Source organism: Dolichospermum sp. UHCC 0259 (assembly GCF_009711935.1).
Taxonomy (GTDB): Bacteria; Cyanobacteriota; Cyanobacteriia; order Cyanobacteriales; family Nostocaceae; genus Dolichospermum.
Genome location: NZ_VIKX01000255.1, coordinates 1 through 15,433, shown reverse-complemented (window position 1 = coordinate 15,433; position 15,433 = coordinate 1). Strand labels below are relative to the sequence as shown.

The window sequence follows — 15,433 nt, the reverse complement described above, 5'->3', positions numbered from 1 at the left end:
TTTTCCCCTCAAAAGGTTAGTAGATATCACTAATTCCTAACCAATTGAGAATCAACAAGAAAGTGATGCCTGCGGTTATTACCAGTAATACAGCAGACAATGCCCCCAAATCAACATTTTGCCCAGAGCCTGGGTAGAAACCTCCACGCCATTGACGAATATACGGCCATTTTTGGACAATACCTGCCCGGTCACGATAATCAGCACCATAGCGGGGAGTAAAGCTAATGGGGCGGTCTGTGGTCATTCGTTTGCGTTGATAGGGTACGGTATACTCACCAAAGGCTTGTTCATACTCGCTACTATCAATCAGAACATCCACAAATTTTCCCCAACCTAAAGTAGCAATTTGAATTGACCAAGCAATTTTCTCTTGCTCATTATAGGGAGAACGACCCAAGATTCTTTTCAGAACCATTTCTACCAACCGATAGTTGTTATTAGGTGTCACAACTAGCTGATAAAACCTTTCTGATTTCACCAAACCACGAATGAAGTCTTTAACCGTAATTGACCTATTTTTGAGTTGGGTTTCTAGGGTAATTTGACGGTTAAATTTGAGAATCTCCTGTTCGTTAAAAATTTGGCGATAAGCAGCCCAAATTAGTTGTTCAAGTTCGCCGGAAGAATTAGCATTTTCAATTCGGTAGATATAAGGATTGTCTTCATTAATATCTGCCGTACCGAAACTGTTTACTCTTTGGTTTTGAGTTGTAGGTTTGTATTTAAGTAAAGGAATTGCCATTTTAAAGAACCTGCCTTTTAGTAAAGTTGGCATCTTAAAATGTCGTCATACTTAGCGAAATAACTAAAATTAAAATCCTTAAAAAAATGCAAACTTTGTCACTTTTATCACCGAAATTTCCCAGCTAGTTAAAAAACTATCTTAGCGCAAAGGAAAACTAGCACTAGGACTAATAGAAACAGGAATACCTGTTGATGTTGTTTCCCTCGTGGTATCAGGAATTTGGATATTGGCAGTGCTAACTGGTGTTATTGTTACTGTTTTAATCTTAATGGAATTTGCCATATCCAAAAAGTTTTTAATGTCGCCCCATTTGTAACGAGCATCTTCGATTTGGTCGCGCCAGTAGTCGCTGTATCGTGGTGTTACTAAATTAAAGGGTCTATCTTTATAACGTCGTCTTTGGTAGGGAACGATATTTTCCCCAAAGTTATTTTGATATTCTTCAGAATCTAGTAAAGCATCCACAAAACCGCCCCAACCTTTGGTAGCAATCACAATTGACCAAGCGATTTCTTCTTCTTTGTTATAAGGTGCGCGACCTAATAACCGTTTTAGTCCAATTTCTACTAATCTGTAGTTGGAGTTACTCTGAATTACCAAACTTTGGAAAGCTTCAGATTTTGCTAAACCCCGAATAAAATCACGGACGGTAATGGCTTTGTTTTTGACTTGGGATTCTAAATTAACTGGGCGGTAAAATTTGAGAATGACGTGTTCACTGAAAAGTTGCCGATAAGCAGCCCAGATTAATTCTTCTACTTCTCCACCAAAGCCATAGTCTTCGATGCGGTAAATTTTGGGTGTATCTTCGTTGGGTACTTCATAACCAGAAACACGCTGGTTTTGAGAACTGGGTTTGTATTCTAGTAAAGGTATTGTCATGTTTGTCCTTTGTCCTTTGTCAGTTGTCAGTTGTCAGTTGTTGGTTGTTGGTTGTTGGTTGTTAGTTGTTAGTTGTCAGTTTTTAGTTGTCAGTTGTCAGTTGTTCTTACCAATGACCAATGACTAATAACTAATGACTAATGACTAATTTTTAGCGATCGCCGGAATATAACGATAAGGTAAGGAAACTGCTACAGGTTTAACTGTGGGTTGTTCTTGATGATCTCTGCTAGTGTCAGGTATTGCGGTATTACTAACGTAAGATTGGGCTGTGGCCAAACTGCGTTGGTAGTTAACTTCGTTGGTAATAATAGACCCAGCGATGATAAAGAAGTTGGCAGGAATTGCCCGACGGATATCTGCTGTGGTCAGTTGTCCTGATGTGCGGATGTTGTAGTAGGAACGACCAGCCAAACCACGCAGGTTTTGAGTATCGCGCCAGTCAGTACCATAACGAGGGTTAGCTAGATTAAAGGGGCGTGAGCCAAAACGACGACGTTGGTAAGGGACTACATCATCACCAAAGTTGTCTAAATACTCGTCTGATTCTAATAAAGCATCTATAAAACCATGTAACCCTTTGGTAGCAATCACGATTGACCAAGCAATTTCTTCGTCTTGGTTGTAAGCAGCCCGACCTAAGAAACGTTTTAAGGTGATGTCAACTAGGCGGTAGTTAGAATTTGTATCTGCTACTTGGGTACGGTAAACCTCTGATTTACCTAAACCTCGGATAAAATCACGGAGGGTAATCGCCCGATTTCGCAGTTGTGATTCTAAAGCGGTTTGCTTATAGCTGACTAAAATCAAATGTTCGCTGAAAATTTGGCGATATGCAGCCCAGATGATGCTATCAATATCTTGGTCTGATGTAGCTCGATCTAAGCGATAAATAGTTGGGGTGTCTTCGTTAGGAACTTCATAACCTTCTACTCGTTGGTTTTGCGACTTGGGCGCATATTCTAGTAGTGGTATTGACATCTTTAATTTTACCTTGTTATATGGTATATAAATCAGTTTACTGGGCTAAGGCCAACTGAATGCGAGCGCGAACGGCTTTTTCAGTATCGTTAGTCAGCATTAATTGAAATTTAGCCGAAATAGGCGATCGCACGATAGCCACTTTTGCTAAAGCTTGTAACCCAACAATAGCAGCATAACGAATTGACCAATCTGCATCTTCGCAAATCAACAGAAGTGTCTCTAAGGCGCGGTTAATGGCTATTTCAGCTTCATTAGGTGCTAATTTCTGCCAATGTATGTTTCCTAATCCCTTCGCAGCAGCACGGCGGACGCTAGGGGCAAAGTCAGTCAATGCAGTGGAGATGAGAATATCCAAAGCACGGGGATCTGCGATCGCTGCTATTGTGCGAATCGAATAAGCCCGTGCGCCATAGTTATAATCATCAATTTGGTCTAGCAATTGTGGCACTGCTATTTCTCCCAACTCCGTTAACCCGGCTGCTGCCACTATGGCCGCTGCTGGATTGTTATAACCAAAGACGGCAATTAAGGTAGGAATTGCCAATGGATCTTTGACTGCTGCCAGATTTTTAACTGCTGTCACCATTTGCTCAGGTGTTTCTGCTACGGTGACAGCCTGAATTAGTTCATCCATTTGATTAGTCGTCAGTGGTCAGTGGTCAGTGGTCAGTGGCTTCGCCGTGAGCGTCAGCCGAACGGTCAGTAGTTTTGCGACTGACAATTAACAACTGACTACTGACTACAAAAGTGAATCTATGAGATTCATGATGCGGATAGCTGGTGCGGATATATCAAAAGTATCAGACTGTTCTGGCAGTTGATACTCTAATAATCCTTTTAAAGCAATAAGTTTAAAGCTACTTTCCACTTGCGCTTGGGCGATCGCCTCTGCTGCTGCCAAATACCCAATTGCTCCCAAATCCCCCAACACAACACGACGCATTTTTAAATCACCTGTGGCCAAAGTTTTCACTAATAACTCACCATAAATAGAGTCTTGTGTCAGTTGGTACATGGCTCTCGCGGCGGAGCATTGTAATCGAGGAACAGGATGGTTGAGAAAAGGCTGCACAAGGGAAATAGCCTCAGTTGCACCCATAGCTCCTAAGGCTTCTAATACTGCTGTATAGGGCTGGGCAAGGTGGGGAAAACCAGGTACTTGTACGGCTTGGTCAACTCCCCCATCGAGCAGTTTGATCAGTGCTGGTAATGCGGTTTTATCCTGAAGCATAGCTAAAGACTGGGCTGCTGCTTCGCGGACATAAAAATCACTACATTCTAAACACTTAATCAAACCTGGTACGGCTTTTAGGTTGCCCAATTTACCAAGCGCCCTCGCGGCATTACGCCGTAAGGGATAACCACCCAGTTCGGTTCTGTCAGATTCATCCTCTAACGCCCTGATCAGTGCGTCTATGGCTTCTGGCTGACTGACCCGGAACTTACCCAACCACCAAGCAGCATAATAGCGGAGACTTAAATCTGATGATTGCAGGTTAGCGATCGCTATCTCTGGTGTGAGATTTGGGGCATTCTCTACAGAATATTCTTCTCCACTGGTTTCTATCATTGCCAGGGCGTTATGTTTATTCTGCTACTGTCAAAGTTTCAATTTTGACGATTCTGCCACCTAAACGGCTGATTCGTTGCATTTCCTCATTCATGCGGCTGTAGGGTACGGTAATAAACACGCTACCACTACGGCGAATGTCGAATTTATTTTTGTCGCTTTCTTCGTTTTGCTTCAAGCCGATAACTTCATAACGAAATACGCGGCTTGCAGATGAGGAAACGCTACCAGCGCCAAGTGTGGTTTGACCGAACATTACTTCTATATCTCCTATGATGAGTTTTGTCGGTGAACAGCACCGGAATCTTAGGTTGAAATTACGCTGACAATTTTGCCGCCAACTCGATGAATTTGCTGCATTTTGTCTAGGAGGCGCTCGTAAGGTACAATAAATACTGTGCTGCTCCGGCGCACGCTGGGGTATCCTGGATTGCGGATGCCTGTAACTTCAACTCGGTAGGTACGATTTGATTCTCCTACGGCATTACCCAAGTTTTGCTTAGGAGCGTTATCCGCAGATACACGGAAACCCCAGTTTTCATTACTGCCAGATGGTCCAACAACTGAGGAAGTCTGATTGCTGGCTAATTCCCGCGCTAAACGAGATTTAGAACCTTCAACTTGAGCAGTATCGCTGTTGGCATAACCCCGGTATAAACGGAACATCCGAGTAAATCCGGCTGCATTTTGTCCTGCTTGGAAATCAAAACCACGATAGTAGGGAACAACATTTTCCCCAAAGCTATTTTGATATTCTTCAGAATCAATGTAGGAGTCAATTTCCGCGTCGTAACCTTGGTTAATATATAAGTCTAAGTGGTAAGTTACTTCAGACTCATTGTATGGTGCGCGACCCAACAAATGTTTGTAGTTGAGTTCAATTAACCGAGTTTGAAAACTGTTGTAGAAGAATTTAGCTTTGTAGAGTTCTGATTTAGCAACGCTGCGAACAAATTCACGGACGCTCAAGTTGCCATCGCGTAACAGTGATTCTGCACTGATTAAGCGATCTGATGCCAATATATAGTCATTTCCTAAAACGTGCCGATAAACAGCACGAATTACCGCTTCGACTTCTTCTCGGCTGGCGCTGGGGCGTAGCTCAACTCTGCGTGCGTCGCTAAAAGGCTCTGTCCCCAGTCTGGATGCTGCTGCTGTAATTGACATATTTTTCCCCTTTATTGTGCCGAATTTTGGCTGAATAAAGCTTGGTCAGTGGTTAGTAGTCAGTGGTCAGTAGTCAGTAGGATTACTCTTTCTTACCTCTTGCCTCTTCCCTATTCCCTCTTGACCTATTTTATTGGTACATAAAACTATGCCCGGAGCTAGATCCAATTGCTAGGTGAACCAGAGTGATCATGTATGGTCTTAACGCCACTCAATTCCCAGTCGGAATATTTTCCAACTTACGCAGTGACTCCCCATGAACGACTGGTGAACCCCTTTAGGGGTAAATCCATCTAACAATTGTATCCCTCTCCGGGCATGACGCTATCTAGCTAAGAGCGTTGATTGCGTAGTCAATGTAGGTATTAGCTTCGTTAGCAGCTTGACCACTCAAACCATGATTAGCTTTGATGGATTTTAAAGCTTCTACGTACCAGCTAGGAGACAAGTCAAATGCTGCGTTAACTTCAGCTAAACCAGCAATCAAGAACTCGTCCAAAGGACCTGTACCACCAGCAACTAAGCTATAGGTGATGATGCGGAGGTAGTGACCAACGTCACGAGCGCACTTGGATTTACCACGAGCATCAGATGCGAATTGATTGCCTTGTGTAGAGGTGGTGTAAGGGAATTTGCTGTATACAGCACTGGTAGCACCGTCAATCAATTTTTGAGCGTTAGCTGTTAAACCACGAGCAGCTTCCATGCTGGCAGCGGCACGAACTAGACGACCATTAACTGCTTGTAATTCGGTGTTGCTTAAAAAGCGTCCTTGGGTATCAGCAGATGCGATTGCTTCGGTAATTGGTGTTTTCATTGGTGAAAATCTCCTAGATAGTTTCTTGCTTTTTTTGTATGGCTAGGCCATGCAGACTATGGGAAAAGCTCAATTTAGGTTCGAGCTATTTTGTAGTGAATTATTAAGCAACAGCAGCCGCAGCGCGGTCGAAGTAGCTTGCCAATTCAGAAACCAAAGAACTGCAATCACCTTTGGTGATACCGTTAGGATCGTTAACAATAGCGATCGCTGCTTCTTTCATTTTGCCAACGCCAACTGCTACGGAGCTACCAGGAGTACCCAAAGCTTGGTATGTTTCGCGCAAGCCGTTTAAGCAACGGTCATCAAGAACACTAGCGTCACCAGCAATTGCAGCGTAGGTAACATAGCGTAAAATGATTTCCATGTCGCGTAAGCAAGCAGCGTTACGACGGTTGGTGTAAGCATTACCACCAGGAGCGATCAATTGAGGCTGTTCTTCAAACAAAGAACGAGCAGCGTTGGTAACGATTGCGGAAGCGTTGCTTGTGATGCGGTTAACAACATCTAAACGCTTGCTGCCAGAAGCTACAACTGCGGTCAAAGCATCTAGTTGTTCGGTGCTGAGGAATTCGCCTCTAGCATCAGCTTGGGAAACAACCTTGGAAAATACATCTAATGTCATGGACTCTAATCTCCTAAATTACTTAGTTGAGAGATGTCTAAATTAAAACTAATTCGGATTTGTTCGCAACGGAGTCAAATCAAAGCGTTTCTCAATTCGCTCTCTCATTTACTAGTTTACAGTTTACAAACCAAAAATTATGAGAGTGAAGGGAAATTTTATGAGAAAGTGGCAAACCTGATGAATTGCCTGCTTTTTCAACTTTCCTCTGTTGTTTAACCCCTACAGTTTATGTTTATACAATGCTATAGAGTCTTTATTCGTTACAAATTATGAATAAATGAGATCATAACTTAAGACAAGGCTCAAATCCTTCCTATATAAGGGGTATAGCTGAGGAAAATCTTATATTTATGTTACATAACTTTACAATTTTGGAAAGAAATCGCAATATTCAGCGGTTAAAGATTGTTTTAATTTTGCCGGAAATTCTTGATCTGATTAGAATACAGCCTCTTTGTCTTCTGTATGAGTTTTCTGAGTTTTGTTAAGGAGTGTTAACTTTACATTTCTAAATATTTGAGAAATTTTCCTTTTTTTCCCCCCAGGGGGGATATAAATTTTCCCAAAGGCAACATTCACAAAATGAGACTAAATGGCTGTTTTTTCAGGATTTCTTAATAAATACCACTACGACGGCGCAGGACTTCCAGTAAAGTTGTCAAGCTGCGGGGAAGAGGTGCTGTGACTGCGACTAAATCGCCAGAAGTGGGATGTTGTAACTGAAGTTTCCAAGCGTGTAATGCTTGTCCCGGCAAATTTACGCCGAGGGAATGACCTGAACTATAAATGGGGTCGCCGACGATGGGATGACCCATTTTGGCGCTGTGGACGCGAATTTGATGGGTACGTCCTGTTTCTAGTTGGAAGTGAATTAAGGTGTAGTTACCAAAACGTTCTTTGACACGCCAATGAGTAATAGCATTACGTCCACCATCTTCTACGGCAAGAATGGCCATTTTTTTGCGATCTTGGGGATTGCGACCTATGGGTAAGTTGATGGTGCCGGTTTCTGTTTTGGGGACACCGTAAATTAAGCCTAAATATTCTCTTCTGGCAGTTTTTGCTTGTAGTTGTGCTTGGAGGTGTTGATAGGCGAGGTCTGTTTTAGCGATCGCAATTGCTCCTGTTGTATCCTTGTCTAAACGATGGACGATTCCTGGCCGTTGCACGCCGCCGATTCCTGGTAAGTTGGGACAGTGGGCCAAGATGGCATTAACTAAGGTCCCGTCAGGATGTCCGGGTGCGGGGTGGACTACTAAACCTGCGGGTTTATTGAGAATTATGAGTTCGTCGTCTTCATAAAGAATATCTAAGGGAATATTCTCTGCAATTACTTCTAAAGGTTGAATTGTGGGAATTTCCAGGGTAATGCGATCGCCTGTTTTCAGGTTAATCTTTTTAGATGTGCAGATTTTTTCATTAACTTGAACATGACCCTGTTCTATTAACTGCTGGATGCGAGAACGGGATAAATCTGATAATTCTTGGGATAGATAGCGGTCTAGGCGATCGCTATTTTCGGTAACTTGGATATTATTAATTGCAGACACGATTAAGTATGGAGTGTTTTAAGAAACATGAAGATGCAAAATGTTCTGGAAGAACCTTTGTACTTCATTTTTTCATCTTATGTTTAAGATACTTTTTTATTTCTCTAGAAAATATATACTAACCTAAAAAGAATAATTCAAGAATTATAATTCAAAACCTTTGTAAAATTCAGTAATTATAACTGATCATGAGAAAAAATTTTAATAATCAATCTCAGAATATGAATACAATTCCCATTAGTAGATATAGATTTTTTCAAAAGATCCAACCAATTAGCTTATTAAAAAAGATTACTAATAATTCTTTTACTGGTTGTTTGCAAATATTTAGTGAATCAGGTGCATGGTCAATATACATGGATCAGGGTAAGTTAATTTACGCTAGTTATTCTGAGGAAATGTTTGAACCTCTTTATCGTAATTTACAGAGATTAAGCCAACAAATTTCTACTCTTCCTTTAGGTATTAATGAACAAGTACGGATGATTTTTGAAAAAGACATTGAGAATCAGTCAATTCCCAATCCAGATTACTTAGCAATTTGTTGGTTAGTTAATCAAAAATACATTAGCCACTATCAGGCTGCTTTGTTGATTGAACAATTAGCTTTGGAGGTTTTAGAATCATTACTGGATTTAAAGTATGGCAGTTATGAATTTGTTCCCCATACTTTTTTAGATAATCTTCCTAAATTTTGTCATTTGAATTTAAGAACTTTAGTAGAACAATGTCAATCAGGAGTTAAGGTTGATATTCAGGAAAATTTGAATTTTGAAAATCATCATCAGTCCCCTTCACGTAGCAGATATCAGGAACAACTACCTAAAATCAATTCTGATCAAGTTGATTTTCAACCACATATACAACAGCCGATAAATTCCCCAGTTAGAGAGAGGAAGAAATATAGCATTTTAGGTGTGGACAATGATTATAGCATATTAAATACTGTCGAAGATTTTTTAGATGAGCAAATATTTTCTGTATTGAAATTCATGGATTCTTCCCAAGCTTTAATGGAAATTTTGCGAGTCCAGCCAGATATTATTTTATTAAATGTAGAAATGCCTAATTTAGATGGCTATGAAATCTGTTCTTTATTACGGAAACACACCCATTATAAAAATACTCCGGTAATTTTCATGACTGAAAGAATGGGATTAAGAGATAAAGCAAAAGCTAAGTTTGTGAGAGCTAATGGCTATTTAGAAAAGCCTTTTTCTCAAGGGGATTTACTGAAAATAATTTTTCATCATATTGTGTGAAAATTTCCAGATATCTAATTTATCTAATTGTTTCAGATTTAATTTCTTGGATGATTTTAGAAACTTCTTCCTGCGACTCAATATGACGTGACAAAACTTGCACAGTTGTATTTAATAATCGTTCATTGAATAACTTAGATATATCTTCTCGTAAACCTTGTCCAATATAAAATTTCAGCAAAGCTTCTATAGACATATCTTTATTAACGGCTATTTCTTCTAATGATGTTAAAGTATCTCTGGGTATTTTGAGGGAAAGAACTTCTGTGACACGAGGATGCACTTGTAATTTAATTTCTTCATTATTGCTCATATAATCTCCTTCTTGATAAAAAGGATCAAAAAATGCCTCTACTGCCTCTTCAAATCTAACACCATGCTTAATAAAATTGCTCTCAGCCTTATTTATATCCCATTCAAATTCAATCCCCTGAGTTTGGTAAACAAAATTCATTACTTATTTAATTTCCTTTTTTTCTTTACCAGATAATATATCGTGCATCTTAACGACTGCACCAATTACCGCTATTGCTGGCGCAAGAAATCCTTTTGCTTCCACTTGTTGTACAATTGTTCCTAGTTCACCAATTAATTCTTCCTGTTCTGGCCGAGTTCCCCAGCGGATTAAAGCAATGGGTGTATCTAAACTCAATCCAGCTAGGGTAAATTGTTCAATAATGTAGGGTAAATTGTGAATACCCATATAAATTACGATAGTTTCTGAACCGTGCGCTATGGCTTGCCAATTTACCTGGGGTTTATACTTACCAGCGGATTCATGTCCGGTAACAAAGGTGACAGAAGAGCTATAAAGCCGATGGGTGAGGGGAATACCAGCATAGGCCGCTGCGGCGATTCCTGAAGTAATTCCTGGAACAACTTCTACAGGAATATCTGCGGCTATTAATTCTGCCATTTCTTCGCCACCACGACCGAAGATAAAAGGATCACCACCTTTGAGACGGACAACTATGGTATGATTTGCGGCTTTTTCAATGAGTAATTGGGTGGTGACTTCTTGTAATAGTGAATGTCTACCCATGCGTTTACCCGCGTTGATTTGTTCAGCTTGGGGATTGATCATTTCCAGCACTTCTGGACTCACCAAAGCGTCATAAATCACCACATCGGCACAAGCTAATAAACCTTTTCCTTTGAGAGTCATAAGTCCAGGATCTCCAGGACCTGCACCGACTAAATAAACTTTACCCAAAAACTTTTTCCTCTTCTGTGATGAAATTCTCGATTAAATCAGCAAATTCTCGACTTGTTCCTAATGGTTGTGCGAGTTGAAAACTTACTGATGGAAATTTTAATTTTAGCGTTTCTACTGCTTGTGCGATCGCATCAGTTATCCCACCTGTAAATAAAAAGTATGGGAAAATCGCAATTTGTCCATAACCAGCAGTAATTAATTCCTGTACTCTTGTTTCTAAACTCGGAGGCACAGACCAATAGGCTGTAACTGCGCCAACACTAGCTGCTATACTTTCCACAGAGGTATGAGAACCAGCGCGGCGACTACCATGAGCTAAAATAATTGCTACATCTGCTTTCACTGTCATCATCATTTTAGCAAAAAACTTTTCTAACCCAGGATAACTACCAATATAAGGGCGCAATTCAATGATCATGCCTTTATTTATCATCTGTTCTGCTAGGGTTATTTCTGCGGGAATATCAGTCATGACATGGAATCCCGGTAACAAAAATAGAGGAATAATTTGCAGCTTTTTACAGCCGCAAACCTGAACACGATTAGCAAAATCTTGAATTTGCAAATGTAAAGGTTGGATATTTGCCTCTAGGGTAGCAACTTCTACGAAATTTTCCCCCTGGGGTAATATCTCTCTTAACATTCCAGCTAATTGCTGCATAGCCATATCTGGACGAGGATCACGACTTCCATGAGATACTAAAAGATAAGCGGTAATGTTGTGAAGTTGCATATTAGGAAAATTAAACAAAAGCCGCAGCGGGGACTGTAAAGATTAAATCACATTTGCTCCATACTCTGAATTTGTTCAAAATTCATTCTCGTTACAGTAAGGATAAAATCATGAATAAACTTTTTTCATATTTTGCTTTAACAACAGGTACAGCTTTAACTCTCGGACTAACAGGAATCATTCCCTCTCAGGTGGCAAATTTAATGCCAATTGGTAGCGATCGTGCTTTAGCACAAACAAATATTGATTTGAATGTTTTTAGAAGCAATGCCTTATCTAAGCATAACGGTTATCGAGCTACCCATCGTAGTCCTAGTATGAAAATTAGTAGTTCTGCTAATAATACTGCTCAAACCTGGGCGCAATATCTGGCCAGTAGTGGCTCATTTCAACACAGTTCAGCTAGTCAGCGCAGAAATGCTGGAGAAAACTTATATGTTTACTATACTACCGCCCCTTCCATCAGTTCAGACAGCCTAGCTAACACAGCAGTTAAGTCATGGTACGATGAAGTCAAACTTTATAACTATAATAGTCCAGGATTTTCTGCGGCTACGGGGCATTTTACTCAGGTTGTGTGGAAAAGTAGCACGCAATTAGGTTGTGGTGCGGCAAGAGGCACTAAAACCATGAATGGGACTAAATTCAACGCTTTTTATGTTGTCTGTCATTATGTACCCGCTGGTAATGTGCAAGGGCAGTTTCCCGCTAACGTGCTAAAACCGTAGGGAAAAAGTCATTTTTCTGTTTTCTATTAAACTTACAGCAGATTGCAGATTAATATTGAGGGCGGGGAAACCCTATTGAGGGCGGGGAAACCCCGCCCCTACAGGTTTGGCGATTTACTAACTTTGGATTATTTCTAATTTACCATTTTTAATTATTTTAAATTTCGTACCTCGCCATTCAATAGTATTACCAAAAAATCCACAACACCAAATTATAAATCTCACTATATCCGCAACAGGAATCAGCCAAAAGAACTTTTTAGTAACTGCATCATTAAGAACTTTTATTCCTATTACCCAAGCCATAATCAAGCGCATGAGTAAAGTTATGGAGAACACCAACCAAGAGAGAGTAGAACCACTGCTAGTTATTAATAATAGTAAACTAGAAACTGTGCCGAAAGTAAATATTAAGCCGGCATAACCCCAAGGACGAGAAACACGAATACAACGCGCCCAACGAATTTGACGATTGATAGAATCTAATAAACTACTATGTCCTAATCCGTGTTCGACGATATAGTTAGATAAGACTACTTTGTCACCTGCTTGGGTTGGTAAATAGCCGAGTTGATAATCATCTGCTAGATAATCAGCTACGGCGGCAAAACCGCCAATTTTTGCTAATGTGGTTTTACGAATGACAATGGTTGAACCCAAAGCGAATTTTATTCCCTCTAATTGTTTACTAACTAAAATACCCGGTTGAAAATCTGTGGCTGTACAAATAGCTTCTAAAATGGTGGCTATTCCTTCGGCAGTGGAACGATATAAACAGGTAACAACACCAACTTTCTGATCTTGTAATGGTTGAATAACTATTTGCAAATATTCTGAACTGACACGAATATCACTGTCAGCAATGAGGAAAATATCATATTTGGCGGTGGTGACAGCATTAGCTAAGTTACTAATTTTCAAATTTGCACCGATAATATGATCTTTCACCACTAAACTAATATCTATTTCGGGAAATTGTTGAATTAGTTTCTCAACTACTTCTATACTAGGATCTGTAGAACTGCGGACACTAAAAATTATTTGATATTGGGGATAATCTTGTTGACAAAATGAAGCTAGGTTGGTGTTAGTATCCTTATCAACACCACATAGGGGTTTAAGGATAGTGACAGGGGGATGAAATTCCGGGTTTATGGGAGGAGAGGAAAGCAAAAAAGCGATTCCTACATAAACCCCATAGGTGTAGAATAAAACGGCTGATAAACAGAGAATTAATAACAGGGGGAAGGAGTCAGCAAATAAAACTACTGACAACTGACAACTGACAACTGACAACTGAGACATGAATCTAATTTACTTTCTTTTGCGTTCTTCTTGGACAATGGTAGCGATCGCTATTATCACCGGTTTCTTGAGTGGTGGTAGTAGTGCAGGATTAATCGCCCTCATTAGTAGTGCTGCGAGTAAAAGCAATGCTGCACCTTTGACAACTATAGCCTGGGGTTTCGTCGGTTTAGTCACCGTAGCCTTAATTACCGGCGTAATGTCTCAAATCATGTTAATTCGCTTATCACAAAATGCCGTTTTGCAATTAAGAATGCAGTTAAGTCGGCAAATATTAGCATCGGAATTAAGTCATTTAGAACAATTAGGAAATCCTCGTTTATTAGCCACTTTAACAGAAGATGTCCAAGCAGTGGCAAATGCTGTATATGTCATTCCATTTTTATGTATTGATATCTCAATGGCTTTGGGATGTTTATTATATATAACTTGGCTATCTTGGTTAGTATTTTTAATGGTTGTGGTTTTAATGCTAGTAGCTATTGGTAGTTGTAAATGGTTATTAGATAGAGGAGAAAAATTATTAGCTTTAGCCCGCGAAGATCAAGACGCTTTATTTAATAATTTTAGCACCATTACCGGCGGCATCAAAGAACTCAAACTCCACTATCAACGCCGTCAATATTTCCTGAATAATCGTTTAGAAGCCACAGCCAGTAAATTTAGAAATCATAATGTCCAAGGTTTAACTTTGTTTGCGACAACTACCAGTTGGGGTAAACTAATATTTTTCTTTGCCATTGGTTTTGTTCTCTTCATTTTACCGCATTTATTCGCCATTGATGCCGAAACCTTATCCGGTTATATTCTCACATTTACTTATTTAATGTTGCCGATGGATAATATTTCCAATAATTTACCATTAATTAGTAAAGCCAGCGTTGCTTTACAAAAAATCGAATCATTGGGTTTATCTTTAGCCAGTCGTGCCGAAGTTGCCACTGCACCCCCTCATACTCTCACAACTTGGCACAGTTTACAACTGATAAATGTTACTCACACTTATTACACAGACAAAGAAGATAAAAGCTTTATTCTTGGGCCAATTAACCTTACTCTTTACCCCCAAGAATTAGTTTTTATCGTGGGTGGTAATGGTAGCGGTAAATCATCTTTAGCGAAATTAATCACTGGTTTATATATTCCCGAAGATGGCGAAATTATTTTAGATGAAACTTTGATTACAGAAAATAACCGCGAATGGTATCGCCAACATTTTTCTGTCGTATTTTCTGATTTTTATTTATTTGAAGAACTGTTAGGATTAGCCAATAATAACTTAGATATTCAAGCCCAAAAATATTTAGAGAAATTACAACTTGATCATAAAGTTAAAATCGAAAATGGGAAACTTTCCACCACATCTCTTTCCCAAGGACAAAGAAAACGCCTCGCATTACTAACAGCATATTTAGAAAATAGGCAAATTTATCTATTTGATGAATGGGCTGCTGATCAAGATCCATTATTCAAAGATATATTCTATACTCAATTATTACCAGAATTGAAAGCACAGGGAAAAACCATTTTAGTAATTAGTCATGATGATCATTATTTTCATTTAGCTGATAGAATTATTAAACTAGACTATGGCAAAATTGAATTTGATAAACTCCCACAAACTTAGAAATCATAACCAAGAATACCTTAATGGTACAAGTGACCGTGAAATCAATCCAAAATCCAAAATCTAAAATCTAAAATCTAAAATCTAAAATCTAAAATCAAATGACAGAAGCTAAAAACGTACTGGGTACAAACTTAGAAATTTGCTGCACTTCTCCCATGACTGGCTTTTACCGTGACGGGTTTTGTCAGCAATTCTCATTTTGAAAAAAATAAA

General features: G+C 39.6%; 17 protein-coding genes and 1 pseudogene. 4 read left to right on the top strand and 14 right to left on the bottom strand.

Annotated features, from left to right (window positions below; translation table 11 throughout):
* Positions 1-16: 16 nt before the first annotated feature.
* From FJR05_RS21275 to FJR05_RS21230, 10 genes are all read right to left on the bottom strand, one after another.
* On the bottom strand, positions 17-745 hold the full coding sequence (locus FJR05_RS21275) for a phycobilisome rod-core linker polypeptide (RefSeq protein ID WP_168645958.1): 729 nt from the start codon (positions 743-745) through the stop codon (positions 17-19).
* A gap of 141 nt (positions 746-886) precedes the next feature.
* On the bottom strand, positions 887-1,630 hold the full coding sequence (locus FJR05_RS21270) for a phycobilisome rod-core linker polypeptide (protein WP_168645957.1): 744 nt from the start codon (positions 1,628-1,630) through the stop codon (positions 887-889).
* Positions 1,631-1,774: 144 nt separating this feature from the next.
* Positions 1,775-2,611 (bottom strand): phycobilisome rod-core linker polypeptide, encoded by an 837-nt coding sequence (locus FJR05_RS21265; RefSeq protein ID WP_168645956.1) that lies wholly within the window; start codon positions 2,609-2,611, stop codon positions 1,775-1,777.
* Positions 2,612-2,648: 37 nt separating this feature from the next.
* Positions 2,649-3,248, bottom strand: a complete 600-nt coding sequence (locus FJR05_RS21260; RefSeq protein ID WP_168645955.1) for a HEAT repeat domain-containing protein — start codon at positions 3,246-3,248, stop codon at positions 2,649-2,651.
* Between the two features lie 105 nt (positions 3,249-3,353).
* Positions 3,354-4,184, bottom strand: a complete 831-nt coding sequence (locus FJR05_RS21255) for a HEAT repeat domain-containing protein (RefSeq protein ID WP_168645954.1) — start codon at positions 4,182-4,184, stop codon at positions 3,354-3,356.
* A 16-nt stretch (positions 4,185-4,200) separates the two neighbouring features.
* On the bottom strand, positions 4,201-4,440 hold the full coding sequence (locus FJR05_RS21250; protein WP_168645953.1) for a phycobilisome linker polypeptide: 240 nt from the start codon (positions 4,438-4,440) through the stop codon (positions 4,201-4,203).
* 50 nt (positions 4,441-4,490) lie between these two features.
* Entirely contained in the window at positions 4,491-5,351 is an 861-nt protein-coding gene (locus FJR05_RS21245; RefSeq protein WP_168645952.1) for a phycobilisome linker polypeptide, read from the bottom strand.
* A gap of 328 nt (positions 5,352-5,679) precedes the next feature.
* Positions 5,680-6,168, bottom strand: coding sequence for a phycocyanin subunit alpha (gene cpcA, locus FJR05_RS21240; protein WP_168645951.1), 489 nt, complete (start codon positions 6,166-6,168; stop codon positions 5,680-5,682).
* Positions 6,169-6,271: 103 nt separating this feature from the next.
* A complete protein-coding gene (locus FJR05_RS21235) occupies positions 6,272-6,793 on the bottom strand; it encodes a phycocyanin subunit beta (protein WP_168645950.1) in 522 nt (173 codons plus the stop codon).
* Positions 6,794-7,410: 617 nt separating this feature from the next.
* A complete protein-coding gene (locus FJR05_RS21230) occupies positions 7,411-8,346 on the bottom strand; it encodes an RluA family pseudouridine synthase (protein WP_168645949.1) in 936 nt (311 codons plus the stop codon).
* 221 nt (positions 8,347-8,567) lie between these two features.
* Between FJR05_RS21230 and FJR05_RS21225 the strand changes: the two genes are divergently transcribed.
* Positions 8,568-9,608 carry a response regulator gene (locus tag FJR05_RS21225; protein ID WP_168645948.1) on the top strand — a complete coding sequence of 347 codons (1,041 nt, stop codon included), beginning with the start codon at positions 8,568-8,570 and terminating at the stop codon, positions 9,606-9,608.
* A 19-nt stretch (positions 9,609-9,627) separates the two neighbouring features.
* Here the strand turns inward: FJR05_RS21225 and FJR05_RS21220 are convergent, their stop codons facing one another.
* Genes FJR05_RS21220 through FJR05_RS21210 form a run of 3 tightly spaced genes read right to left on the bottom strand, consistent with a single transcriptional unit; the run spans position 9,628 to position 11,557 of the window.
* Complete coding sequence (locus tag FJR05_RS21220; protein ID WP_168645947.1) at positions 9,628-10,062, bottom strand: BrnT family toxin; 435 nt, start codon at positions 10,060-10,062, stop codon at positions 9,628-9,630.
* 3 nt (positions 10,063-10,065) lie between these two features.
* On the bottom strand, positions 10,066-10,821 hold the full coding sequence (gene cobA / locus FJR05_RS21215) for a uroporphyrinogen-III C-methyltransferase (protein WP_168645946.1): 756 nt from the start codon (positions 10,819-10,821) through the stop codon (positions 10,066-10,068).
* Positions 10,814-11,557 (bottom strand): sirohydrochlorin chelatase, encoded by a 744-nt coding sequence (locus tag FJR05_RS21210; RefSeq protein ID WP_168645945.1) that lies wholly within the window; start codon positions 11,555-11,557, stop codon positions 10,814-10,816. The genes cobA and FJR05_RS21210 overlap by 8 nt, the downstream gene beginning before the upstream one ends.
* A 110-nt stretch (positions 11,558-11,667) precedes the next feature.
* On the opposite strand from FJR05_RS21210, the gene FJR05_RS21205 reads away from it, so the two are divergent.
* Positions 11,668-12,285 carry a CAP family protein gene (locus FJR05_RS21205; protein ID WP_168645944.1) on the top strand — a complete coding sequence of 206 codons (618 nt, stop codon included), beginning with the start codon at positions 11,668-11,670 and terminating at the stop codon, positions 12,283-12,285.
* A gap of 117 nt (positions 12,286-12,402) precedes the next feature.
* Here FJR05_RS21205 and hpnI read toward each other — a convergent pair whose 3' ends face one another.
* Complete coding sequence (gene hpnI / locus FJR05_RS21200) at positions 12,403-13,590, bottom strand: bacteriohopanetetrol glucosamine biosynthesis glycosyltransferase HpnI (protein ID WP_174783809.1); 1,188 nt, start codon at positions 13,588-13,590, stop codon at positions 12,403-12,405.
* Between hpnI and FJR05_RS21195 the strand changes: the two genes are divergently transcribed.
* Together FJR05_RS21195 and FJR05_RS21190 are read left to right on the top strand one after the other, a co-directional pair.
* Positions 13,589-15,217, top strand: coding sequence for a cyclic peptide export ABC transporter (locus FJR05_RS21195; protein WP_168645943.1), 1,629 nt, complete (start codon positions 13,589-13,591; stop codon positions 15,215-15,217). The genes hpnI and FJR05_RS21195 overlap by 2 nt on opposite strands.
* 101 nt (positions 15,218-15,318) lie before the next feature.
* A pseudogene (locus FJR05_RS21190) lies at positions 15,319-15,405 on the top strand (DUF2237 family protein); the annotation flags it as partial.
* Between the last annotated feature and the right edge of the window lie 28 nt (positions 15,406-15,433).